Origin of the sequence: Streptomyces sp. NPDC053069 (assembly GCF_044546895.1) — a bacterium.
Lineage (GTDB): Bacteria > Actinomycetota > Actinomycetes > Streptomycetales > Streptomycetaceae > Streptomyces.
This window is the reverse complement of the sequence record NZ_JBITZN010000004.1, coordinates 305,141-327,122: the sequence shown is the minus strand read 5'-3', so window position 1 is coordinate 327,122 and position 21,982 is coordinate 305,141. Positions and strand designations below refer to the sequence as shown.

General features: G+C 71.5%; 21 protein-coding genes and 1 tRNA gene. 9 read left to right on the top strand and 13 right to left on the bottom strand.

Features of this window, described 5'->3' with window-relative positions:
* Positions 1-6: 6 nt before the first annotated feature.
* Together ACIGXP_RS11355 and ACIGXP_RS11350 are read right to left on the bottom strand one after the other, a co-directional pair.
* Entirely contained in the window at positions 7-4,071 is a 4,065-nt protein-coding gene (locus ACIGXP_RS11355) for an AAA family ATPase (protein ID WP_399766806.1), read from the bottom strand.
* 369 nt (positions 4,072-4,440) lie between these two features.
* Entirely contained in the window at positions 4,441-4,959 is a 519-nt protein-coding gene (locus ACIGXP_RS11350; protein ID WP_399766803.1) for a hypothetical protein, read from the bottom strand.
* A 205-nt stretch (positions 4,960-5,164) separates the two neighbouring features.
* Here ACIGXP_RS11350 and ACIGXP_RS11345 point away from each other — a divergent pair, with 205 nt between their 5' ends.
* Positions 5,165-5,644: a hypothetical protein gene (locus tag ACIGXP_RS11345; RefSeq protein ID WP_399766800.1), complete on the top strand. Its 480-nt coding sequence runs from the start codon at positions 5,165-5,167 to the stop codon at positions 5,642-5,644.
* Between the two features lie 160 nt (positions 5,645-5,804).
* A complete protein-coding gene (locus ACIGXP_RS11340; RefSeq protein ID WP_363214146.1) occupies positions 5,805-5,993 on the top strand; it encodes a ferredoxin in 189 nt (62 codons plus the stop codon).
* 21 nt (positions 5,994-6,014) lie between these two features.
* On the opposite strand, the gene ACIGXP_RS11335 is transcribed toward ACIGXP_RS11340, so the two are convergent.
* Together ACIGXP_RS11335 and ACIGXP_RS11330 are read right to left on the bottom strand one after the other, a co-directional pair.
* Positions 6,015-6,833, bottom strand: a complete 819-nt coding sequence (locus tag ACIGXP_RS11335; RefSeq protein WP_399766797.1) for a glycosyltransferase family 2 protein — start codon at positions 6,831-6,833, stop codon at positions 6,015-6,017.
* A gap of 140 nt (positions 6,834-6,973) precedes the next feature.
* Entirely contained in the window at positions 6,974-7,321 is a 348-nt protein-coding gene (locus tag ACIGXP_RS11330) for a DUF6344 domain-containing protein (RefSeq protein WP_399766795.1), read from the bottom strand.
* A 349-nt stretch (positions 7,322-7,670) separates the two neighbouring features.
* On the opposite strand from ACIGXP_RS11330, the gene ACIGXP_RS11325 reads away from it, so the two are divergent.
* Positions 7,671-7,799, top strand: coding sequence for a DLW-39 family protein (locus ACIGXP_RS11325; protein WP_003999697.1), 129 nt, complete (start codon positions 7,671-7,673; stop codon positions 7,797-7,799).
* Positions 7,800-8,025: 226 nt separating this feature from the next.
* Positions 8,026-9,324, top strand: a complete 1,299-nt coding sequence (locus tag ACIGXP_RS11320) for a hypothetical protein (RefSeq protein ID WP_399766793.1) — start codon at positions 8,026-8,028, stop codon at positions 9,322-9,324.
* Here ACIGXP_RS11320 and ACIGXP_RS11315 read toward each other — a convergent pair.
* Entirely contained in the window at positions 9,288-10,727 is a 1,440-nt protein-coding gene (locus tag ACIGXP_RS11315; RefSeq protein WP_399766790.1) for a serine/threonine-protein kinase, read from the bottom strand. The genes ACIGXP_RS11320 and ACIGXP_RS11315 overlap by 37 nt on opposite strands.
* Positions 10,728-10,944: 217 nt before the next feature.
* Positions 10,945-11,493: a DNA-binding protein gene (locus ACIGXP_RS11310; RefSeq protein ID WP_351242024.1), complete on the bottom strand. Its 549-nt coding sequence runs from the start codon at positions 11,491-11,493 to the stop codon at positions 10,945-10,947.
* A gap of 183 nt (positions 11,494-11,676) precedes the next feature.
* Here ACIGXP_RS11310 and ACIGXP_RS11305 point away from each other — a divergent pair.
* Both ACIGXP_RS11305 and ACIGXP_RS11300 read left to right on the top strand, forming a co-directional pair.
* Positions 11,677-11,749, top strand: a tRNA-Ala gene (locus ACIGXP_RS11305).
* A 563-nt stretch (positions 11,750-12,312) separates the two neighbouring features.
* Positions 12,313-13,173, top strand: coding sequence for a helix-turn-helix transcriptional regulator (locus tag ACIGXP_RS11300; RefSeq protein WP_399766787.1), 861 nt, complete (start codon positions 12,313-12,315; stop codon positions 13,171-13,173).
* 73 nt (positions 13,174-13,246) lie between these two features.
* Here ACIGXP_RS11300 and nudC read toward each other — a convergent pair whose 3' ends face one another.
* The 5 genes from nudC to ACIGXP_RS11275 form a co-directional block, all read right to left on the bottom strand.
* Entirely contained in the window at positions 13,247-14,179 is a 933-nt protein-coding gene (gene nudC / locus ACIGXP_RS11295) for an NAD(+) diphosphatase (protein WP_399766785.1), read from the bottom strand.
* Positions 14,179-14,925: a type 1 glutamine amidotransferase domain-containing protein gene (locus ACIGXP_RS11290; RefSeq protein ID WP_399766782.1), complete on the bottom strand. Its 747-nt coding sequence runs from the start codon at positions 14,923-14,925 to the stop codon at positions 14,179-14,181. The genes nudC and ACIGXP_RS11290 overlap by 1 nt, the downstream gene beginning before the upstream one ends.
* Positions 14,926-14,927: 2 nt before the next feature.
* Positions 14,928-15,545 (bottom strand): methylglyoxal synthase, encoded by a 618-nt coding sequence (locus tag ACIGXP_RS11285; protein WP_399766779.1) that lies wholly within the window; start codon positions 15,543-15,545, stop codon positions 14,928-14,930.
* 118 nt (positions 15,546-15,663) lie between these two features.
* Complete coding sequence (locus ACIGXP_RS11280; protein ID WP_399766777.1) at positions 15,664-16,758, bottom strand: NADH:flavin oxidoreductase/NADH oxidase; 1,095 nt, start codon at positions 16,756-16,758, stop codon at positions 15,664-15,666.
* Between the two features lie 56 nt (positions 16,759-16,814).
* Positions 16,815-17,519, bottom strand: coding sequence for a beta-ketoacyl-ACP reductase (locus tag ACIGXP_RS11275; RefSeq protein ID WP_399766774.1), 705 nt, complete (start codon positions 17,517-17,519; stop codon positions 16,815-16,817).
* 252 nt (positions 17,520-17,771) lie between these two features.
* Between ACIGXP_RS11275 and galE the strand changes: the two genes are divergently transcribed.
* The 3 genes from galE to ACIGXP_RS11260 all read left to right on the top strand — a co-directional run bounded on the left by galE (position 17,772) and on the right by ACIGXP_RS11260 (position 20,524).
* A complete protein-coding gene (galE, locus tag ACIGXP_RS11270) occupies positions 17,772-18,758 on the top strand; it encodes a UDP-glucose 4-epimerase GalE (protein ID WP_399766771.1) in 987 nt (328 codons plus the stop codon).
* Between the two features lie 221 nt (positions 18,759-18,979).
* Positions 18,980-19,813, top strand: coding sequence for an NAD(P)H-binding protein (locus tag ACIGXP_RS11265; RefSeq protein WP_399766769.1), 834 nt, complete (start codon positions 18,980-18,982; stop codon positions 19,811-19,813).
* A 114-nt stretch (positions 19,814-19,927) separates the two neighbouring features.
* A complete protein-coding gene (locus ACIGXP_RS11260) occupies positions 19,928-20,524 on the top strand; it encodes a TetR family transcriptional regulator (RefSeq protein WP_363214158.1) in 597 nt (198 codons plus the stop codon).
* Positions 20,525-20,552: 28 nt separating this feature from the next.
* Here the strand turns inward: ACIGXP_RS11260 and ACIGXP_RS11255 are convergent, their stop codons facing one another.
* Positions 20,553-20,840: a transcriptional regulator gene (locus tag ACIGXP_RS11255; protein WP_399766766.1), complete on the bottom strand. Its 288-nt coding sequence runs from the start codon at positions 20,838-20,840 to the stop codon at positions 20,553-20,555.
* The gene (locus ACIGXP_RS11250; RefSeq protein ID WP_363214160.1) at positions 20,837-21,442 is read right to left on the bottom strand and encodes an OvmZ protein; all 606 of its coding nucleotides are present in this window, start codon (positions 21,440-21,442) and stop codon (positions 20,837-20,839) included. The genes ACIGXP_RS11255 and ACIGXP_RS11250 overlap by 4 nt, the downstream gene beginning before the upstream one ends.
* Positions 21,443-21,982 lie beyond the last annotated feature (540 nt).

Here is a 21,982-nt window from a genome sequence, read left to right as displayed (position 1 = left end):
GGTCGATCAGTGGCCGCAGGGCGGATCGTAGGAGAGGCGGGGCAGGTACTCGTGCCACTTCTGCGGGGTCAGTACGCCCCGGGTGACCGCGCAGATGTGCTCGATCGCCGCGTCGGCGTCCAGGCTCCACAGGCGGACCGTGCCGGTGCCGCTGGAGACCCCGAGGACGTTGCTCCTGGGGCTGAAGGACAGGAACGTACCCGACCTGGCGTTGGGGCCCATCGACTGACCGATGGGGGTCGCCGAGGCGGGGCGGCCGACGTTCCACAGCCGGTCCGTGTTGTCGTTGCCGCCGCTGGCCAACACGTGCCCGTCCGGGCTGAACGTCAGCAACTTGACCGCTTCCGTGTGGCCGACGAGCGGCGCACCCAGCCCGCGCGCCGCGGCGGGGTGGCCGACGTTCCACAGCCGGACCGTGTCGTCGTCACTGCCGCTGGCCAGAACCTGCCCGTCCGGACTGAACGCGATCGCGTTGACCGGTCCCGTGTGGTCCGTGAGCCGGCCGAGCGCGGTCGCCCGGGCCGGATCGGTGACGTTCCAGAGGCGGACCGTGCTGTCCGCGCTGCCGGAGGCGAGGGTCCGGCCGTCGGGGCTGAAGGCGAGCGCGTTGACGTAGCCGCGGTGACCCGTCAGCGGCTTGCCGAGCGCGGCGGGGTGCCCGGGGCGGGTGACGTCCCACAGCTGGACGGTGGTGTCGTCGTAGGCCGTGGCCAGGGTGCGGCCGTCCGGGCTGAAGGCGAGCGTGGCCGGCCCCGCGAAGCGCGTCCGCAGCGTGATGGGTGATCCGGCGGCGACCGGGTGGGCCGGATCGCTGACGTTCCACAGGTACACGGCATGGTCGTAGGTGAGGACGGCGAGGACGCGGCCGTCGGGGGAGAACCGCAGCGCACGATGGCCGGCGTCCCCCTGCATGAACGGTTTGCTCAGCAGCACCGGCCGGTCGGGCCGCGTCACGTTCCACAGCCGGAGCCTGCCGTCCCGCGCCGCCGTGCCCAGCACCCGTCCGTCCGGCCGGAACGCGCCGGTGCGGCCGACGATGTCCGAGGTCGGCAGCGACCACAGACGCACCTTGCTGTCGCCGCTGCCGGTGGCCAGGGTCCGCCCGTCGGGGCTGAACCCCAGGGCGTACATCTCCCCGCTGCTGCCCGCGAGCGGCCCCCCGACCTGCGACGGGGACGAGGGGTCGCTGACGTCCCACAGGCTCGCCGTGCTGTCCGCGCTCGCGGCGGCCAGTCTGCTGCCGTCCGGGCTGAAGGCCACCGACCAGATCGGCCCGGTGTGGCCGGCCAGCGGTGAGCCGAGCGCGGACGGGCGGGCGGGATCGGTGACGTTCCACAGCCGGATCGTGTCGTCCGCGCTGCCGGAGGCGAGGGTGCGCCCGTCGGGGCTGAACGCCACCGAGTGCACGAGGTCCGTGTGGCCCTTAAGCGCGCTGCGGTACTGTTTCGGGTGGCGCGGGTCGGCGGTGTTCCACAGCAGGATCGTGTCGTCGTCACCACCCGCTGCGAGGGTGTGCCCGTCCGGGCTGAACGCGACGCTGCGCGCCGCGGCGCTGTGCCCGCGCAGGGCGCCGAGCGCACTGGGCCGGTGCGGGTCGGTCACGTTCCACAGCCGGACCGTGTGGTCTTCGCCGGCCGAGGCCAGCGTGTGTCCGTCGGGACTGAAGGCGACCAGGTAGATCGTGCCCCGGTGCCCGGCGAGCGGCTTGCCCAGCGCCTTCGGGCGGGCGGGGTCGGTCACGTCCCACAGCCGGATCGTGCCGTCGTCGCCGGCGCTCGCGAGAGTGTGGCCGTCCGGGCTGAAGACGGCACTGCTCACCCAGCTGGTGTGGCCGGTCAGCGGCTTGCCGAGCGGCTCGGGGCGGCTGCGGTCGGCCACGTTCCACAGCCGGACGGTCCGGTCGTAGCTGGCCGTGGCCAGGGTCTTGCCGTCGGGGCTGAACGAGGTCAGGTAGACGGCACCGGTGTGGCCGGACAGCGGGGTGGCCAGCGGCGCGTTGAGGATCGAGATCAGCCTGCTGTACGTCCCCTCGTCGTCCGGGCGCAGCCGATGGGCGACCAGATCGAGCTGGGCGGCCAGGGAGGGATCCGTGCGCTCGACCCGGTCGGCCTCGGCGACCACCTGCTCGAACACGGCGTCGTCCCGCTGCTTCCAGGCGATCACCGCCGTACCGCCCGCGACCAGGGCCAGCGCCACCAGCGCCGCCACCGCGGCGCGGCTGAGCCACACCGAGCGCTTGCGCAGCCGGACCGCCGCGGCCAGGAACTCCACCGCGCTGCGGGTCAGATACGTGTCCCCGGCCGACCTCGCCCAGCTGCGCGCCTGCTCCAGCCGAGAACCCCGGTAGAGCAGCGAGCTGTCCCGGCCCGAGTCCTCCCAGGCCCGGCCGTCCTCCTCCAGCCGCTGGCGCAGCAGCTGGTCGCCCCGGTCGTCGTCGATCCAGTGCCGCAGCCGGGGCCAGGCGTGCAGCAGCGCCTCATGGGTGATCTCCACGGTGTCGGCGTCCAGCGTCACCAGCCGGGCTTGTACGAGGGCCTCCAGGGACTCCTCCGTCTTGCCGGGGTCCGCCGACTCCTGCGCCAGCTGCCGCCGGGTGCCCCGCCGCCGGGTGGCCTGGGTGTCCTCGCCCAGCCGGACCAGCCGCAGCAGGAGCAGCCGGGCGGCCGTACGGGCCGCGGGGTCGAGCCCCGACCAGGCACGCTCGGCGGTCGCCGCGACAGCCCCCTGGATCCCGCCCGCCGCCCGGTAGCCGGCCAGTGTCAGGCGTCCGGCCTTGCGGCGCTGCCAGGTGGCGAGCAGGGCGTGCGAGAGCAGCGGCAGCACGCCCGCGTCGTGCGCGCCGCGCGGGCCGTCGGCGCTCACCTCGCGGACGATCAGCTCGGCGAGCCCCGGTTCCAGCTCCAGCCCCACCGCCTTGGCCGGTCCGGTCACCGCCTCGCGCAGTTCGGCGCTGGTCAGCGGGCCGAGCACCATGTGCCGGTGCTGGAGGGCGTCGGCGAGCTCCGGGTAGCCGAGGCACTGCTCGTAGAAGTCGGCGCGGATGCCGAGGACGACGAGCACCGGGGCGGCCCCGCCCGTGCCGGCGGGCGGGGTGCAGGCGGCGTGCAGGAGCTGGAGGAACGTACGCCGGTCCGCCTCGTCGGGGCAGAGGGTGAACGCCTCCTCGAACTGGTCCACGATGACGACCGGCCGGCTCTCGCCGCTCCCCTCGCGGCGCGCCCACGCCGCCATGGCCTCCCGCGCCGCCTGCGCCACGCGCGGAGAGTCGGAGCCGGGAACCGCCGGATTCTCCGTGGCCTCCTGCTCGGCCCGGCGCGCGTCGGCGGCGACGGCGGTGAGGTCGGGGACACGGCGCACCAGCTCACCCAGGGGGTCGGCGCCGGGCACGAGATGCAGCACGCAGTCGGCGGTGCCGTCCCCGGGGGGCCCGAGCGCTGCGCCGGTGCCCTGGCCGTCGCGCAGGGCGCCGCCGCGGACGGCGGGGACCAGGCCGGCGTTCAGCAGGGACGACTTACCGGCTCCCGAGGCGCCCACCAGCATCACCAGGCCGCCGGTCCGCTCCGCGGCGCGCAGCTGGGCGACGAGCGCGCTCGTGCTCCGTTCCCGGCCGAAGAACCAGCGGGCGTCCTCCTGCCGGTAGGGCGCCAGCCCGCGGTAGGGGCACACGCCTCCGGCGACGGACGGGGCCTGGGCGGGCGGCGGCCGGTTCTCCTCGGCGGGCGGTGCCGGCCGGTCACCGACCGGGTCGGCCAGCGCGCGCTCCCACAGCCGCTGCCAGTGCACGAGGTCGTACAGGCCCGTGGACACGGGCGCGGGCCGCAGTCGCCGCGCCTCCGGGATCAGGATGTGCAGCACCGCCGCGAGGGCGGTGAACTGGGCGGGCACGTTCTTGGCCCGGCGCCAGTCGCTGATCCGCTGCGCGGACACCCGCACGGGCCGCCCGCGCTCGTCGATCCGCTGCAGCCGTACGACGGCCTCGGCGACGCTCTTGAGGGGAGGGTTTCCAGCCTCCTTGTACAGCAGCGCGAGCCGCTCGGCGAAAGCTGTGCGTGTCCCTGAGTCGGAACTCAAGGTCCCACCCCTTTACTTTCCCCCCGCATCTGGACGTCCGGACCGGAAAACCCACCCTATACGTCTGACCTGCGGAGAAGCACGGGGCACAGTGGCCGCGGTCTCCTCGTTGCGGGCAACAGATGGCAGGATCCGGACCCGTCGGCGGACGCCGTGCACACCGTCCGGACAGGCCACGGACCTGCGCTCGGAGAGACAGTCCATGACACCGATGCATCTCGGCCAACTTGCTCCTTTCTTCGACCCGCGCCGAGCCGACACGGCACGGGTCGACACCTCGCACCGTCGGCACCGGTCCCCACGAGGGGAGGGACCGGTGCCGACGGGCGGGGGCTGTGTGGTTCTTCCGGCTCTTTCTGCGTCCGTGTGTCAGCCGTCCGTCGTGTGCACGCCGAACCAGCCGGCCGCTCGGGCCATGGTCACGGCGTGCCGCTCGGCCTGCTCGGCGGAGGCGTTCAGGGCCGCGTTCCGCCCCTGTGCACTGCCACCGGCCGCGACCGCGGCGGCCTGGGACGCCGCGAGCGCCGCTCGCAGGGCCACCGCGGACGCCGTGGTGCTGTCGGTGCCCTGGGCGCCGTCCCGGGTGGTCGCCACCTGGGCGGCCAGCGCCGCCGCGGCGGCCGTGTTGCGGGCGCAGCGGGCGTCCGCCGCCGGGTCCGGGGTGCGCACGGTCAGCGTGGCGAGCGACTCGGCCGACAGGCGCAGCGCGCCTGCGGCCCGGCCGACGGGGTCCCTCGGTACGGCCTCGGCCGCGTCCTCGCCGACACCGGCGTACCGGCACGCGGCGACCGCACGGTCGTGGGCGCTGTGCGCGCGGGCCGCGTGGAGCTGCCGTAACGCCTCGGCGTCGGTGACCGCTCCGGCCGCTGCTTCTTCCCGTCCGCTCATCCTCGGCCTCCCTCGTCCGGGACGACACCGCACCCCGCTCCGGGGTGCGGGCAGGGTGCCACGCCGGCCGCGAAGAGGCCAGAAGCAGGAGGAGCCGCCCTTCCCCGGCGGACCCTGGTGATCTGACGGTCCATCAGATATGGTCGCCTTCCGTCTGCGGTTCCCCAAGGGCCGGGTTCCGGCCGTTCCGGAAGGGGTGAGTGACATGCACAAGCGTCCCCCGTGCCCGCGACCGCCCGGTGCTCCGCGCTGGGTCGCGATGTTCCACCGGCCCGCGCAGGACTCCTGGACGGTGGGCGCCGAGTCGCCCGACCGGGACCCCGTGCTGTACGCCGTCGGAGACATGACCCAGACCGTGCGGGCGCGCGGCGAGCAGGTGACGGTCGCGCTGTGGGGGCCCGAGGACGGTGCCTGGCGCCGCTACGACACTCCGGCCGCGGCCAAGGAACCCGCCCCCGCCGCCTCGACCGGGCGGCCGGCGACCGGCTCCGGTGAACCGGCCAAGCTCGCGGAACGCATGACCGACCGCCGGCACCAGGTGCTCATGGCCGGTCTGAGCAAGGCGGGCCTGTACGACCTGAGCGCCGAGGACGACGAGGCGGTACGGGCCATGACCGAGCTGCTCGACGAAGTCACGGTCCGCCGGGTGGCCCACTGGCTCTCGCTCGCGGGCGGGGAGCGGTAGGGACGGACGGCCGCGGGCGGCCGGGTTGCGCGGCTGCGAGCAGGGCGGGCGGGCGGTGGTCGGTTCGTGGGGTGTCCGGGCGGGCAGGGTCGTCCTGGAGGTCACCGAGCCGACCCGCGGCCGGACCCGTCGGCCGGGGTCGTCGACGACTGGAGGGCACATGAAAGTCTCCGTCGACCGCGCCCTGTGCTACGGCTCCGCCGAGTGCGCGCACCGGGCGCCGGCCGTGTTCGCGTTCGAGGACGGATACGGCGTCGTACGGCCGGGCCGGGCGGAGTCCGCCGACGACCCGCAGGTCAGGGAAGCGGCCGAGAAGTGCCCCGCGCAGGCGATTCTGCTCGGTGAGTGAGGCCGTGACCGGCCGCCCGGCTCATGAAGCGGACCCGAGGCCGGCCGGGTAGGCCCAGGTGAGGCCGGCCAGCGCACGGGCCCGGGCCTCCGCGACCGCCATACGGGCCTCGCGCTCGACGGGGTCGACATGCGACGCCTGGCCCGTGACCTGACCCTCCCACTTGCGGTACAGCAGGCCGGCCTCCGCGCAGAACCAGCCGCGGCTCACCGCGTCCAGTGCCAGCAGCAGGCCCGTGTCCTCGGAGGCCGGCAGGGCCATCCAGCCGCCGAGCGCGAGGAGCAGTTCCCGCCGGACGCACAGGCTCGCCGGATGGACCGGGGCACGGAAGCCGTTCCGCTTCCAGTGGTCGAGCACGGCGCCGCGTTCGAGCGGGCCGTCCTCCGGGTCGCCGGGAAAGCCCGCCGTCGAACCGTCGGGCAGCAGGTCGAGGACCCGGGACGTCGTCCAGCCGACGGCCGGGTCCGCCTCCAGCACGGCCAGATCGCGGGCCAGCGCCCCCGGTGTGAGCTGGTCGTCGGCGTCCAGGACCTTCACATAGGCGCCCGCCGCGCGCGCCAGCGCGATCGTCCGGGCGACTCCGGGCCCGCCCGGCCGTCCCTGGCCGAAGCTCACGCGCGCGTCGTCCGGCACATGGGGGCGGACCTCGTCCGTCGTGCCGTCCTCCTGGATCACCCACTCCCACTCCCAGTCGCCGGGAAGCCGCTGCGCGCACAGGGAGGCGTAGGCGTCCGGCAGGAACCGCGCGGAGGGTGCATGGACAGCGGTGACGACGGTGATGCGCCGGGTCACGGCGGCACGCACCGCCTCGGGCGCAGGCGTGGTCGGTGTGTCGGTCATGGTCCCAGGTAACAACAGCTCATGGGCGGTAACAGCGCGAGACCCCCGGCCGACCGGCCGGGGGTCTTTCCGTTTCGACTGATGCGTACGCAAGTCGCCGTGGTGTCGAGACGTTGCGGTACTGCGAGGGGCGGGAGGGGTCAGCAGTCGAGTCTGGCCGCCGAGGCCTGTTCGGGGATGGTCACGGTCTCCGCCTGGCCGTCGGTGAGGGGCCGGTGCCTGCACCTCGGGGACTTTCCGTGGGCCTCGGCCCGGATGCGCTGCTTCATCGTGGGGGGCAGGGCCCTGCCGTGGGACCAGGCCCAGTGGTGTGCCGCCGGGATCGTCGGGACCGCCGGGATGGTGCGGTGCGCGGTGCCGGTACGGGGGTTCTCGCTCCGGGGTGCGGCCGCCGCGGACGAGGCGGCGACGAGTCCGAGCGCCGTGCAGAGCGCGAAGAAGGCGGTGACGATGGCGGTCCACAGCTTCATGACCTTGTTCTCGGTCATGGCCCCTCACTTTCGGGTTGGGCGATTTGCGTACTTTCCTCATGATGTGTATGTGGGTCGCGAAGTGGTGGACCGACGCCCGTGGCGCGTTGATGTTCCGATGAACACCACTCGGATGGACGCAAGGGGGCCGGAAAGCTCCCGAAACCCCGCAACGGCGAGCGAAAAGGGAGCAAAGTAACCGTCCGTGGGGGTGTGATCACCCTCCGATCGGAACGGCGCCGGACCTCCTCTATTGCTCTGCCGGAGGCGGTAGTTGAGGTCCGGCATAGGTCACCGATCGATATCGGTCGGTGTGTATAGTCGGGCGCCAGAGGTCCCCTACGTCAAGGAAAGACGAGGTCGCGCGGTGAAGAAGCTGCTCCTGGTCGCACTGGCCGCCATCGGCGGGCTCCTCGTGTACCGCCAGATCCAGGCGGATCGCGCCGAGCAGGATCTGTGGACGGAGGCGACTGACTCCGTGCCCACGGGTTCGTGAGTGCCGATATCAGAGTCTGAACAGACCCCGACCGCCCTTCGCGGTCGGGGTTTTGTGTTGCGGGGGCTCACCGGGTGCGGTAGGCGTTCGGGGCAGGATGAGACGCGGCCGGCCGCGGCGAGTGTGCCGGCCGTACGGCAATGACACGGGAGGGCGGCAGGTGCGGGGGCGAGGGCGACGTACGGCGTGGTGGCGGCGGTACGGTCGCCGGGCGGTCCCCGGCACGGTGCGGACGGCCCTGGTGCCGGGGCTGTGCGCCCTGCTTCTCCTGTCGGCCGGCACCGCGTCCGCGTCCGCCGCCGACGCCACGCGGCCGCAGCCGTACGCCTTCACGCCCGGCGCCCGTGCCGTCGCGGGTGCGGCGAGCGCCGGTACGGCCGAACGGCTGGACCCCGGCCGCACCTACCGCAGCTCCCTGCCGAGGAACGGCAAGCTCTACTACCGGCTCGACCTCACGGCCGCCGACACGGCGTACGTCCCCGTCACCGCGGTACCCCCGCCGGGCACCACCGTTTCCGCCACCGACGGCATCAAGGTGTCCGTCCGGGACGCGCACGGAACGCCCTGCTCCTTCGCCTCCGCCCGCTTCGGCGCGGGGCTCAGCGCGCGCCCGGTCACCGCGCTGGGGCAGCGGGAGGCGGGCAGGACGGTGTGCCAGGGCGGCGGGACGTACTACGTGCTCGTCCAGCGCCTGGACGCCGAGGGCTCCGGTACGGCAGCCACGGCGCAGCGCTGGGACCTGGAGATCGCGCCCGTCACGGAACCGCGCCCGGCCCGGGCCGGGGCCACCTCCGCGCCGCGGGCCTGGGACTCCGCCACGCCCGAGCCGCTCACCGGTGCGCCCCGCGACCGTTTTGGCGGCACCGGTTTCGCCTCGGCCGGCCCGCTGGGCCAAGGGGTGTGGCGGACCGCGCTGGTGCCCGGCGAGACCCGGTTCTACAAGGTGCCGGTCGACTGGGGCCGGCAACTGCACGCCTCCGTCGAACTGGACGGGGCCCAGGGCCACGGCTATGTCGGCGGCGCCCTGAACCTGTCGGTCTACAACCCCGTCCGCGGCTACGTCGAGGACGCCGCCGTCGGCTACACCGGCACCCGCAAACCCGCCGTGCTCGCCCCGCTGCCGCCGGTGGAGTACGCCAACCGCTACGCCGCGCCCGCCGCCGTGACCTCCGTCCGTTTCGCCGGCGACTACTACCTGGTCCTGCACCTCAGCGAGCAGATGACCGGCCTGTTCGGGCAGGGACCGTTCGGTGTGACGCTGCGGGTCCGGGTGGCCGGGCAGGCGCACACGGGGCCCCAGTACGCCGGACGGCCCGTGCCCGGTGACGTGTTCACGCTCACGCAGCAGGAGAGGGAGGTGGCGCTCCCCGGGAGCCCCGGAGGCGGGGGCGGCGACCGCGTGATGAAGCTGGTCGCGATCGGCGGGATCGGCCTGGGAACCGCGCTGCTGGCGGTGCTGGCCGGCTGGACGGTGGCGGCCCGGCGGGCTCAGACGCGGGTCAGCGCCCAGAAACCCACGGCGTAGCAGGCCAGCGCCAGCAGCAGAATCGGGATCGCGGCCCTGGCCGGGGGTCCGGGCCGCCGGCTCCGGCGCGCTCTGCGCCCTTGCGGGGGTGCGGCGGGAGCGGGGACGCCGTAGACCGGCTGGGCCGGAGTGGGAGCGTGCACGTCCTGAGCGGTGTACGAGGCAGTGGAGGCATCGGCAGGATGCGCCTGCATCGGGCTCGGGGTGGGGACGTGGGGGGAGAAGTAGGGCTGGTGGAGCGGGGGTTGAGGGGGAAGTGAGGGCTGCTGGACGGACGGAGGGCAGGGGGAAGGGGCACCGGCGGGCTGAGGGAGCTGCTCCTGGGGCGGCGGCAGACGGAAACTGCCGGTGTCAGAGAGGGAGCCGGTGGAGTTGTCCCTCCCAGCGGTGCCGGTGGTCTCTTCGACTCCCTTGATTCCACCGGTACCGGTGTCCGCCCGCCCGTCGGCCGCAGCACCGGAATCGGTGCCCGTGCCGGCATCCGGATCCGCGTCCAGATCCGAGGCCAGTCCGGACGCTCTTCTGAGCGGTCCGTCGGGGGCGAACCCGGGTGGGAGGGGCGGGAGTTGGTCGAAGATTTCGATCAACTCGTCGTCGGGCTCCGGCTCGGGCAGGAGTTCCACGGCGGAGGCGAGGGCCTTGCGCGCCCCGTTGGCGGTGCGGAAACGCGCGGCCGGGTCGGGCTGGAGCAGCGTGGCGACGACCTGCCAGAGCGGTTCCGGTATGCCCTTGGGCGGGCCGGGCGTCCCCTGTTCCGCGAAGTACTGCACCAGCGCCTTGGTATCAGGCTTGGCCCCTTCGAGCAGATACAGCGCGACCAGGCCCACGGCGAACAGATCGGCGGGAAAGTCGGGTTCCGAGCCGAGCATCTGCTCGGGCGCCAGGTAACCGGGCGTGCCCACCACGAGGTTGGTCTCCGTCAGGCGGGGTTCGCCGAGCCGCATGGCGATCCCGAAGTCGGACAGCCGCAGTCGCGGTCTGCCGGTTCCGGTGGCTTCGAGGAGGACGTTGGCGGGCTTGATGTCCCGGTGGATGACGCCTTCGGCGTGGACGGCCGCGAGCCCGGACAGGAGCTGATCGAGCAGGGTGCACACGAACACCGGCGGCAGCGGGCCGTAGTCGCCCACGAGGTGGACCAGCGAGCCGCCGGCGACCAGGTCCATGGTGAAGAGGACCTTGTCGTCGTCGGCGGCCCAGCTCGCCGGGGCGAGGACATGCGGATGATCGATCCGCAGGGCCTGCTCCCGTACGAAGCGGAGCAGGGAGTGGGCGTCACGCTGCTGGAGCACCTTGGCGGCCACATAACGCCGTCGGCGGTGGTCCCAGGCGCGCCAGACGGCGCCCACGCCCCCGCGTCCGATCGGGTCGGCCAGCTCATAGCGTCCGGCGAACACCTCACCCATGGCAGCCCATCGCTCCTCCCCCTGAACCTGAGGCTCGTCCCCCCGGCCCCCTTACTTCCCCCTACCCCGCGCTTCCCCCCTGTCACGCAGGGCCCCGAGCCCACGGACCGTCCCCCCGGCCCACGGACCGTCCCCCGATCTCACGGACCGTCCCCCGTCGTGAGTCTGGACCTCGGCCCGGCGACCGGACCCCCTCCGGTGCACCGGGCCGAGGGCCTCAGTTCTGGTGGGACTGGTAGTGCGCGACGGCGTCGGAGGTGCGGCCGGCGCCATAGACACGGAGGAACTCCGCCAGTTCGGGATGGGTCGGGGCGAGGCTGTCCGCGGCGTCGATGATGTCGCCCGCGGCGGCCACCGAGCGCAGCAGCGACTGGATCTCGCGGACCACGCGCTTGACCGTCGGCGCGCCCGAACCGCTCGTGGTCTGCGTGGTGTTGCTGAGCACGGAGCCCCCCTGCGACTTCTTGATCTCGTCCATGCGCTCGGTCGCCTCGGCGGCGCTGACGCTGCCGTCCGCGACCTGGGCCGCCAGCTCCTGCAGCAGCTGCACCCGCTGGACCACGGCGGGATTGCCGATCTTCGCCCGCTGTCCGCTCATCAGCTGCGAGAGCATCGGGGCGGACAGCCCCAGCACCGCAGCGAGACGGGCCTGGTTGAGCCCGAGATCGTCGATGAGCTTACGGAAGAGCGCCCCCAACGGCTCCCCGTACCAGTTCCGCTGCAGCTCCCGCGCTCTCGCGGTGGCTTCCTGCTGTGCGGCGTCCATTGCGTCTCCCCATCGCTTCCCCTAAAAAAACGCGGTTCGCTGTAGCGAACCACGTCGAGCATCTTACGGAGAGTGGTCATCCGCGGGGACCCCCAATATTTTTGCGGGATACCCGGGGGGACCCGGTACTCTGGTCTGCGGCGCCCGCCGGAACATGGTTCCTCCGGCAGGCTGCTGCTTTCCGGGGCCTTAGCTCAGTTGGTAGAGCGCCGTCTTTGCATGGCGGATGTCAGGGGTTCGACTCCCCTAGGCTCCACTCACACACACCCCTCTGACCTGTGAAAACACGGTCAGGGGGGTGTCTTGGTCGCAGGGCGCGGCAGGCGTTCGACGAGGTCGTGGCCGAGGAACACCGGTGGCCGCGGCGGGCTCGGTCACCAGGGGCGCCGGTCCTGGACGGCGAGGGGCTCTCCGAGCTGCTCCCCGATGACGGGGCGATTGTGGCCTCGGTCGCGGAGGACACCAGCCCGCGCCTCAGCGCTGCCGACGGAGGCGGAGCCACCCGCGCCGGGGTCCGTGCGGCCGGCCGTGCCGCTTCGGTGATCTTCATTCGTGACTGCAACGGATGTCTGGCGACAGGAAAAAAATGTCGCCCTCAATAAGGGGCGCGGCAGCAGCGCCGGGGGGACACATCAGGACTTCTTTTGGGAGCTATTCGAAGTCCTTCTGGAAGAAAGCACCGAGCGGCAGCGGTGAGATCGGTGATCGTCCCGGTTCTGCTACGGAACAACCGGTATCTGTCCCGCCCTTGTCACAGCCGACCGGCAGACGCGGGATCTGCCCATTTTCACCCGAGTTCAGCGAATCATCGAATACTTGATGATTGGTACCCTTGGCTGTTCAAGCAAGGCCAACGGGGGCGTATCTGTGACAAACGAACCGAGCTCGCTGGACCATCTCTCCACACTGGTGAAGGGCTGGCGAAGACGCCTCACACGGGATCAGATCCCGGAACTGAGACGGAGCCGTCAGGGGAGATCGAAGCTGGTCAGCCAGGAGGACATGGCGCGGCTGACCGGTGTCAGCAGCGTCTGGTACGGGAAGTTCGAACGGGGTGGAGCGGCGCAGTATTCGGAGGACTTTCTGAACCGTGTCTCCTGCGCCCTGAGGCTCGACGAGGCCGAACGAAAGCTGCTGTTCCTCCACGCGGTCGGCTGGGAGCCGACGAGCCCTGCGAATTGCCAGGACACCGGTATCACCGACGGAGTCCGGCAACTTCTCGAACTCCAGCCGTGGCCCGCCTACGCATCCGACACGGCCTGGGACGTCATTTACCAGAACCGGGTCTTCGGTGAATGGTTCCCTTCCGGGCTAGCCGGTCAGAACATCGCCAAGGAGGTGTTCGCTCCCGACACCGGCAGGCGGATCCGTTTCCACAACTGGGAACGGGACTGGGCCGGGCCGATGCTGGCCCAGATGCGGATGGCGCAGGCCCGCCACCCGGAGAACACCCGTCTGAGCACGGTGGTCGAGGAGATCCTCGAAACCAGCCCGTGCGCACGCCGGCTGTGGCGTGAGCACCGGGTCGTCGAGCATGCGGACGGGAACCGGCGCGAGGTGCTCCTGGCGGGCCAGGAGACACCGACGACCATCGAGATCGTCATGACCTCTCCGCTGAGCAACGGAGAGCTGCGGCTGGTCTCGCTCATCCCGGTGCAGCCGCACGAGAGCGCCGGGTAGCGGACGGCACCGGCCGGCGCCGCCCCGGACGAGGGCCGGGGAGGCGCCGGCCGATGGGCCGGAGCCCCCGGATTCACCAGGAGGGAGTCTCCGGGAGCGGCTCGCCGTACCAATGCTCGATCATCATCCGGGCGATCGACACGCCGGACGGCAGCGCCACCACTCCCTCGGCCATCGCCCCCCGCAGCTCGGCCCGGGAGAACCAGCGCGCCTGGGCAATCTCCTCGCCGTCCACGGTGATCCCCGGATCCGTGGTCCGCCCGAAGAAACCGACCATCAGGCTCGCGGGGAACGGCCACGCCTGGCTCCCGGCGTACTCGACCGAGTCCGCCCGGACGCCCACCTCCTCCAGCACCTCTCGGCGGACCGCCTGCTCCAGTGACTCACCGGGGTCGACGAACCCCGCCAGCACGGACCAACGGCCCTCGTCCCACGCCGCGTTCCGGGCCAGCAGGCAGCGGTCCTCGGCATCGGTGACCAGCATGATCACCGCGGGGTCCGTACGCGGGAAGTGCTCCGTCCCGCAGGAGAGACAGCGCCTCATGTGCCCGCCGAAGGCGATGTCGGTGGGGTGCGCGCAACGAGGGCAGAAGGGGTGGGTCCGGTGCCAGGCGTCCAGAGCCACGGCGTGGACCAGCAGCCCGACGTCCCGGGCCGCCAGGAGCGTTCCGATCTCGCGGAGTCCGGCCTCGCGCACGCCGGGGGTCCGGTGGGACCGCAGGTCGGGCACCGAGACGGCGAAGTAGTCCACCCCCGCGGTGTCCGAGCCTAGGAAGTACCGCATCCCGTCGGGCGCCGCCGAGGCCGGCAGCAGCACGATCCCCGTCTGCCCGGTGCCGTCCTCGGCCACCAGGGTGCGGTCCTGGGCCACCAGTGCCACCCGGGTGCTCTCCCGGAGCCAGGCCGCACTCAGCCAGTCCTCGTCCGTCCGGTGCTCCCCGGCGCGGTCCAGCGTGGCCCGGGACAGCGCCGGTTCCGGCATCCCGGCGGCTGCTGCGGTCCGCACTACGACTCGGTCCCCGAAGCGAGTATCCCCACCGTGAGCTCGGCCACCCGCGCTGCGGAGGCGGGGTTCTGCCCGGTCACCAGACGGCCGTCCGCCACGGTGTTCTCGGCCCACATCGGACCGGTGCGGACCTTGGCCCCGCGCTCCGTCAGCCGCGTCTGAAGGAGGAACGGAACCACCTCGGCCAGCTCCACGGACTCCTCCTCGTCGTTGGTGAAGACCGCGACCTCCTTGCCGTCCACCAGATGGGTCCCGTCGGACAGCCGCAGATTCACCAGCGCGGACGGGCCGTGGCAGACCGCCGCCACCACACCGCCCCGCTCGTACACGGCCGCCGCGAAGGCGGTCAGCTCGGTGGCATCCGGGAAGTCCCACATGGTCCCGTGTCCGCCGACGAAGTACACGGCGGCGTAGTCCGCGGGATCGAGCAGGTCCGCGGTGGGCGTGTCGGCGAGCTTCGCGGCCACCGCCGGATCGGCGAGGAACCGGGCCGAGTCCTCGTCGTCGGGTGCGACACCGTCCACCGGTGACGAACCGCCGCGCACGGAGACGAAGTCGACCTGGTACCCGGCCTTGACGAAGACCTCGTAGGGATGCGCCGCCTCGGGCACGTAGAACCCGGTGCTGCGGCCCGTGTCCCCCAGCTCGCCATGGCTGGTGAGCGCGAGCAGGACCTTCGCAAACGAGGCAGGTGAAGCAGAAGGAGCGGGAGACGCGGAGGAAGACGTGGAGGAAGACGTGGTCATGGTTACCTCTCGGAGGGGACGGTGGGCGTGCGGCCGGGGCGGTGTGCGCCCCATGGGCCGCGACGTGCGGCCGAAGGGGGCGAGGACGTGTCGGCCCACCGGGAGGCCGGGGACCGCCGGGAGGCCGTCGGTACGGCCGAGGACCGGGGGGCGGCAGCGGGGCTCCCCGACGGTGTCCGCCGGCGCACGGCGTCCTGCCGTACCGACGGCGTCCGCCGGCGGCCGGCAGCGGCACCGGCGCTCTCCGGCCGGCCGTTCGCGGCCAGTGACCGCAGGACGCGGTCCGCGCTGGCCGGGTTCAGGGCCATCGGGATGTCCTGGAGGACCGCCAGCCGCATGAGTGCCTGCACATCGGGGCTGTGCGGGTGCAGTCCCATCGGGTCCCAGAAGAAGATCATCAGCTCCACCCGCTGATCGACGATCATGGCGCCGATCTGCTGGTCCCCGCCGAGCGGACCGCTGGCCACCTGCTGGACGGTCAGCCCGAACCGCTCTGCCAGCAGCGCGCCGGTGGATTCGGTCGCCACCAGTTCGTGCTGGGCGAGTTCCCGGTACTGTCGGCCGACCCAGTCGACCATCATCGTCTTCATGCCGTCATGGGCGATCAGCGCGATGCGCATGTCACTTACCCCCGTAGTGAAGTCGGCGCTGTGCGCCGCGACCGTGTCCGGCGTCGTCGCAGCCCCGACGATTGGCCGCCGTGCTCATCAGTTCTCCGTCTGCTCCGGCGCCCACCGCCTATACCGCGTAGCCGTACGGGTCGGGCCAGTTCGACTCGCCGCCGAGCTTGGCCGCGGCGTACTGCGGCCAGTACGGATTGCGCAGCAGTTCACGGCCGAGCAGCACGACATCGGCCCTGCCGTCCGCCAGGATCTCCTCGGCCTGCCACGGCTCGGTGATCTTGCCGACCGCGCCGACCGGCATCGAGGTCTCGTTGCGCACCTGCTCCGCCAACGGAACCTGGTAGCCGGGGCCGACCGGGATCCGGGCGTCCGGGGCGATGCCTCCGCTGGACACGTCGAGCAGGTCGATGCCGTGCTCCATCAGCTCCCTCGCCAGCCGCACGGTGTCCTCGCCGGTCCAGCCCTCGCGGTCGTCCCGGGTGTCCTCGCTCAGCCAGTCGGTGGCCGACGTACGGAAGAACATCGGCAGGTCGTCCGGCCAGACCTCGCCCACCGCGTCCACGATCTCCAGAGCCAGCCGGATGCGGTTCTCGAAGGAGCCGCCGTAGGCGTCCGTCCGCTTGTTGCTGTACGGGGAGAGGAACGAGTTGATCAGGAAGCCGTGTGCTCCGTGCACCTCGACGGCCTGGAAACCGGCCCGCAGGGCGCGCCTGGCGGCCTCTGCGAAGTCCTTGACGACGCCCGCGACCTCACGGGTCGTCAGCTCGGTCGGTGCCGGGTAGTCGCCGAACGGTACCGTGCTGGGACCCACCGTCTGCCAGCCTCCGTCGGCTGGGGCGACCGGCTTCCCGCCGCGGAAGGGCGCCGCCGTCGAGGCCTTGCGCCCGGCGTGGGCCAGCTGGATCGCCGGCACGGTGCCGTGCTCCAGCAGCGAGTCGTTGATCTTCCGGAACGCCTCCTGCTGGCGGTCGTTCCACAGCCCGAGGCAGCCGGGAGTGATCCGGCCCTCCGGGTTGACCGCGGTGGCCTCGACCATGATCAGGCCGGCCCCGCCCACCGCGCGGGTGGTCAGATGCGTGGCGTGCCAGTCGTTGGGCACGCCGAGCTCGGGGCCGCTGGAGGCCGCCGAGTACTGGCACATGGGGGCCATCCACACACGGTTGGGGATGGTCAGGTTGCGAAGTCTGATGGGCTCGAAGAGTCTGCTCATGTCTGGCTTCCTTGCAGTGGCGCTGAACGAGGTCTGAGAGTGATCAGGGCCGGGGCTCAGTGCCCCATGCCGAGGCCGCCGTCGACGGGAATGACCGCGCCGGTGATGTAGGCGGCCTCCGGTGAGGCGATGAACCGTACGACCGGGGCGATCTCACCCGGCTCCGCCATCCGCCGCAGCGGGACGTGCGCACAGATCTCGTCCCTGCGCTCCTGGGAGAGCACGGCTGTCATGTCTGTCGCCACGATGCCCGGCGCCACGATGTTCACGGTGATGCCGCGACTGCCCAACTCCCGGGCCAGCGACCGGCCGAAGCCGATCAGACCCGCTTTGGCCGCCGCATAGTTGCACTGGCCTGCCTCACCCGACAGACCGACCACCGACGAGATCAACACGATCCGTCCCGACCTGGCCCTCAGCATCCCTCGGCCGGCGCGCTTGACGACCCTGAAGACGCCGCCGAGGTTGGTGTCCAGCACGGCGCCGAAGTCGTCCTCGTCCATCCTGAGCAGCAGCTTGTCGCGGGTGATCCCGGCATTGGCCACCACCACCTCGACCGGCCCGTGCTCCGCCTCCACTTCGGTGAAGGCGCGTTCCACGTCTGCCGCCGACGTCACATCGCAGCGGACCCCGAAGAGGCCCTGGGGCGGTTCGCCCGAGCGGTATGTGACGGCAACCCGGTCGCCGGCCGCGGCGAACTCCCGGGCGATCGACAGCCCGATTCCCCGATTCCCGCCGGTGATGAGAACTGAGCGTCCCACAGCTTTCTCCTTGCCTGTCGTGCGCGGCCGCCATCCATTCGGATGGCTCCCCCGCCGGCGCCGACAAGGCAGAGAGTAGAGGCAGGGATCAGCAACTCGCACTTTCGAAAGTTCTGGTTTCCCGTCGTACCTGACAGGAGCCCATCGGGGCGGTTTCGGCGGCAAGTTGACAACCCGCTCGATGGTCTTTTTCACTGGCCACCGCAAGCCGTATCGCGGATGACTACAGGCACGACCAAAGGAACAGCGCATATGAAGTTCTGGCTCGTCGCAGGCGGCGCCGGCTACATCGGCGGACACGTCGTGAAGGCAATGCACGACGCCGGCGAGCATGTGCTCGTCGTGGACGATCTCTCCACCGGGGCGAAGTTCAATGTGCCCGAGGGAGTTCCCCTTGTCGTCGCCGACGTTCGCGATGAACGAGCCCTGGACCGAGTTTTTCAGGAATATCAGGTGGAAGGCGTCGTCAACCTGGTCGCTCGGACACAGGTCGGTGAATCCGTCGCGCTTCCCCTGGCGCACTACCACCAGAACGTCGAGGGGTTCCGCGTTCTTCTGTCCGCGATGAACACCGCCGGGGTTCGGAAGCTGGTGTACTCCTCCAGCGCCTCCGTCTACGGGATGCCGGACGTGGACCTGGTCACCGAGGAGACCCCGTGTTCACCGATGAGCCCGTACGGACAGACCAAGCTCATCGGCGAGTGGCTCGGCATGGCGGCCCATGAGGCGTACGGCGTGGACGTGATCAACCTGCGCTACTTCAACGTCGCCGGGGCCGCCACCCCGGTCATGGCCGACAAGCGCGTGCTGAACCTCGTCCCGATGGTCTTCGAGAGGCTCACCGCCGGTGAGGCGCCGCAGATCTTCGGCGACGACTACGCGACGCCGGACGGCACCTGTGTGCGCGACTACATCCATGTGGCCGACATCGCCTCCGCCCACCTGGCCGCCACCCGCCATCTGCGCGCGCACGACGGCGTCGCCCGCACCTTCAACGTCGGCCGGGGCAAGGGGCTTTCGGTGCGCGAGCTGATCGAGGTCATCGCCACGGTGACCGGCTACGGCACCGAGCCGGTCGTGGTCGGCCGGCGCCCGGGAGACCCGGCGAAGGTCGTCGCGGACGCCACTCCGATCCAGCGGCACCTGGGCTGGTCCGCCCGGTACGGCGTGACCGACATGGTCTCCTCCGCCTGGGAGGGCTGGTGCCTGCGCCACCCCGAGGCGCGCAGGACCGCCTGACCGCAGGGCGCGAACATCCTCTGCGACGCCCAGTGGGTGCGTCTTTGCCGGTACGCAGGCCCCGCACCGTGGGCCAGCGGCCGGCCCTCCGCGGCGAAAAGTAGACAGCTGTTGATTTTCTTGGGAGCGGGAGCTTAGGGTCGTTGGTGGCTCCACACGGGACCTCAGGATCCTTGCCATGGCGTGGAGTTGGGGCTTACCCATGTCGCGAAGGGCTAGAGATGATCTTGGTTACGGGGGCGACCGGGAACGTCGGCCGCAACCTGGTGTCGTACCTGCTGGAGGCCGGCCACCCGGTGCGGGCGCTGACGCGGGACCCGGAGCGCGCCGCGCTGCCGGACGGCGTGGAGGTGGTCCAGGGCGATCTGGAGCAGCCGGACACGCTCGCCGCCGCCCTCAAGGGCGTGACCGGCGCGTTCCTCTTCCCCGTGCACGGCCGGCTGGCCGGGTTCCTCGGGTCGGCGGTGGCAGCGGGCGTGCAGCACGTGGTGCTGCTCTCGTCGGCCTCGGTGACCGACGAGTACCTCAGCAAGGAACGCATGGGGCAGCTCAACGCCGCGGACGAGCAGGAGGTCGCCGCCTCGGGGCTGGACTGGACCTTCGTGCGCCCGGGCCCCTTCATGGTCAACGACCTGCCCTGGGCGTGGGGCATCCGCGCCGAGGGCGTGGTCCGCGCGGCCTACGGTGCCGCCGTCACCGCGCCGGTCGACGAGCGGGACATCGCCGCGGTGGCCGCGCATGCGCTGACCGACCCCCGGCACCGCAACAAGGCGTACGAGCTGACGGGCCCGCAGGGGCTCTCCCAGATCGAGCGAGTGCGGATTCTCGGCCAGGTGCTCGGCCGTGAGCTGGTCTTCGACGAGCTCACGGTGGCGGAGGCCCGGGAGCGGATGACCCGGTACCTCCCCGGGGAGACCGCCGACTCCCTGCTGCGGATGTACGCGCGCCAGTCGGGCGCGACGGTGCCGGTGCAGCCGACGGTGCAGGAGGTGACCGGGCGGCCCGCGCACACCTACGCCGAGTGGGCGGTCCACCACCTCGAGGACTTCCGGTAGCCATGACGGTCGACGGCGGAGAGCGCTCCTTTCGCGGACGGCTCTCCTTCCCGCCCCGCCCTCCGGCCGACCCGTTACCATCGGGGCCTCACGGCAGAGGAGGGCACGGGCACAGTGGCCACGGCGCAGCGGCAGGTCCCCGCGGGCGAGCCCCGCGAACGCAAGGGGGAGCGGACCCGACGGCGGATCACCGAGGCGGCGCGCCGGAAGTTCGCCGAGGTGGGGTACGAACGAGCCACCATCCGTGCCATCGCCGCCGAGGCGGACGTGGACAAGTCCTCGGTCATCCAGTACTTCGGCACCAAGCAGGAGCTCTTCCGGGAGGCCGTCAGCTGGCACATGCCGATCGAGGAGCTGACCGTTGCCGACGATCCGGCGCGCACGGTGGACAACTACCTCCGCGCCATGATGAGCAGTTGGGCCGCGGACCAGGACAGCCCGATGGCGGTTCTGCTGCGCGCCAGCATGACCAGCGAGGAAGCCGCGGAGCTGCTGAGGCACCATGTCACGGCGGAGGTCGTGGACCGTGTGACGGAGGCGGTGGACGCCCCCGACGCGCGACTGCGCGCCGCGCTGTCGGGGGCGATGATGTTCGGTATCGCGACACAGCGCTATCTGCTGCGGATGCCGGATCTGGCGGCGGCGGATCTGGAGGACGTCCTTCGGATCGCGGCACCGCTGTTCAGGAGTCTGATCGCGCCGGAGGACTGAACGGCGCGGCAGATGAGGTCACGGATCGTCAGGTACGGTCCGGATTCGCCGCGGACTCCTCCGGTTCCCCTCGGCCGGGACGGCCGGCGCTGCCGGCGCTGCCGGAGCGGCCGGCGCTGCCGGAGCGGTCGGTACTCGTGGCGCGGGCGGCGACCAGGGCCGTGAGTTCGGCGAGGTCGTACTCCGCGCGTCGCGGGCTGCCGTGCCGGGTGATCTTGCCGCGGCTGGCCCACTTGCGGATTGTCGCCTCGGTCACCCCTGCGGCGAGCGCGGCGAGTTCGGTCGGTACCCTGCGGATTTTACGGTCTCCATTCATCGCTGGGCCTCTGCTAATGAATCCCGACGCGCGGCCGAACCGATTCTGTCGGCGACCAGCAGCCATTGCCGGGGCGGTAGGGCATGCCCGGATTCACAGGTCACCCGGCCGGTGGCAGTGCCGGCGGAATCCGAGTCGGGAAGAATGGCGTAGAGCGTGCTGCTGCACCGCGGTTGCAGGCAGCTTCCGATGGCCATACGGCGCTCGGGGACCGGCCCGGCGATCATTTTCGCGGATTTTGCGAGGGCGGTGATCTCCTCGGCGAAATCGACGGCCGCCGGGTGTTCCTGTATCCAGTCGGCGTGCCGGGAGAGGAAACCGACCAGGCTCCGGACGTCGCTGCCGTTCGGGCCGGGCGCCCGGCGCTCATGGATCACCAGCAGCGCCCAGGAGCGAAGGACCTCCTCCATCTCCGAGCGCAGGGCCAGGACCTTCTCGTTGAGTGTGGTGCCGATCCCCTTGGTGCCGCTGACCCGCTCCCGGAGGGAGCCCGGTGTGCGGGTGAGGAGATGGCCGCAGAGTTCGTGCAGTTCGGTGAGCCTGCGAAGATCTTTCCAGAGGCTCGGATACAGCTGGTCGACCGGCTTGGAAATAGTGCGCATTTCGTAGCCCCTTGTGCAGTTTTTCTGACCCTTATTTTGTCAGAGTTAAGCCCTCATGAAATCTCGTGGATTTCTTTGTGAAGGGCATGTTGCAGGGGCACTGCGACACGACTTGGAAAGGTCACTGTAACCCCCGTTATTGACCCAAATCCGAGCCGGTCGTCGTTGACCAGCCGCTGGCAGCGTAGGCAGGCCGAAGAGTGGGAGTCAAGCAATCCAGATGTGAGCCGGAGTGTTGTGGCAGGGCCGTCACGATGGCCGAAAAAATACCGACCCGTGCATCAGCCAACGAACCGACAGCTCCGCGCGACGCCAGGGGAGTCCGGGCGAACCGGTTGTGTCCGAGGGATTGACACGCAGCTGTCGTGACTGTCACGCTGGCCGAGCGGGATACGTGTGCCCATCGGACCTACGGGGTCCGGCGGTTGAGACCTCCCTTCCGGACGCAGCAGACGTCCGGGCGAGGCGCGTAGGCCCGCCTTTTCTTTTCCCTTCCCACGGCGGCGCCTCCGGCGTCCGCCTGTCCTGCCCTGCGCCGGA

What these genes read in the sequence shown, in the direction of transcription:
- ACIGXP_RS11350 (WP_399766803.1), bottom strand. Translation starts at nt 4,959, where the DNA reads ATGAGCGGACGGGAAGAAGCAGCGGCCGGAGCGGTCACCGACGCCGAG.
- ACIGXP_RS11345 (WP_399766800.1), top strand. Translation starts at nt 5,165, where the DNA reads ATGCACAAGCGTCCCCCGTGCCCGCGACCGCCCGGTGCTCCGCGCTGG.
- ACIGXP_RS11340 (WP_363214146.1), top strand. Translation starts at nt 5,805, where the DNA reads ATGAAAGTCTCCGTCGACCGCGCCCTGTGCTACGGCTCCGCCGAGTGC.
- ACIGXP_RS11335 (WP_399766797.1), bottom strand. Translation starts at nt 6,833, where the DNA reads ATGACCGACACACCGACCACGCCTGCGCCCGAGGCGGTGCGTGCCGCC.
- ACIGXP_RS11330 (WP_399766795.1), bottom strand. Translation starts at nt 7,321, where the DNA reads ATGACCGAGAACAAGGTCATGAAGCTGTGGACCGCCATCGTCACCGCC.
- ACIGXP_RS11315 (WP_399766790.1), bottom strand. Translation starts at nt 10,727, where the DNA reads ATGGGTGAGGTGTTCGCCGGACGCTATGAGCTGGCCGACCCGATCGGA.
- ACIGXP_RS11310 (WP_351242024.1), bottom strand. Translation starts at nt 11,493, where the DNA reads ATGGACGCCGCACAGCAGGAAGCCACCGCGAGAGCGCGGGAGCTGCAG.
- ACIGXP_RS11300 (WP_399766787.1), top strand. Translation starts at nt 12,313, where the DNA reads ATGATTGGTACCCTTGGCTGTTCAAGCAAGGCCAACGGGGGCGTATCT.
- ACIGXP_RS11290 (WP_399766782.1), bottom strand. Translation starts at nt 14,925, where the DNA reads ATGACCACGTCTTCCTCCACGTCTTCCTCCGCGTCTCCCGCTCCTTCT.
- ACIGXP_RS11285 (WP_399766779.1), bottom strand. Translation starts at nt 15,545, where the DNA reads ATGCGCATCGCGCTGATCGCCCATGACGGCATGAAGACGATGATGGTC.
- ACIGXP_RS11280 (WP_399766777.1), bottom strand. Translation starts at nt 16,758, where the DNA reads ATGAGCAGACTCTTCGAGCCCATCAGACTTCGCAACCTGACCATCCCC.
- galE (WP_399766771.1), top strand. Translation starts at nt 17,772, where the DNA reads ATGAAGTTCTGGCTCGTCGCAGGCGGCGCCGGCTACATCGGCGGACAC.
- ACIGXP_RS11265 (WP_399766769.1), top strand. Translation starts at nt 18,980, where the DNA reads ATGATCTTGGTTACGGGGGCGACCGGGAACGTCGGCCGCAACCTGGTG.
- ACIGXP_RS11255 (WP_399766766.1), bottom strand. Translation starts at nt 20,840, where the DNA reads ATGAATGGAGACCGTAAAATCCGCAGGGTACCGACCGAACTCGCCGCG.
- ACIGXP_RS11250 (WP_363214160.1), bottom strand. Translation starts at nt 21,442, where the DNA reads ATGCGCACTATTTCCAAGCCGGTCGACCAGCTGTATCCGAGCCTCTGG.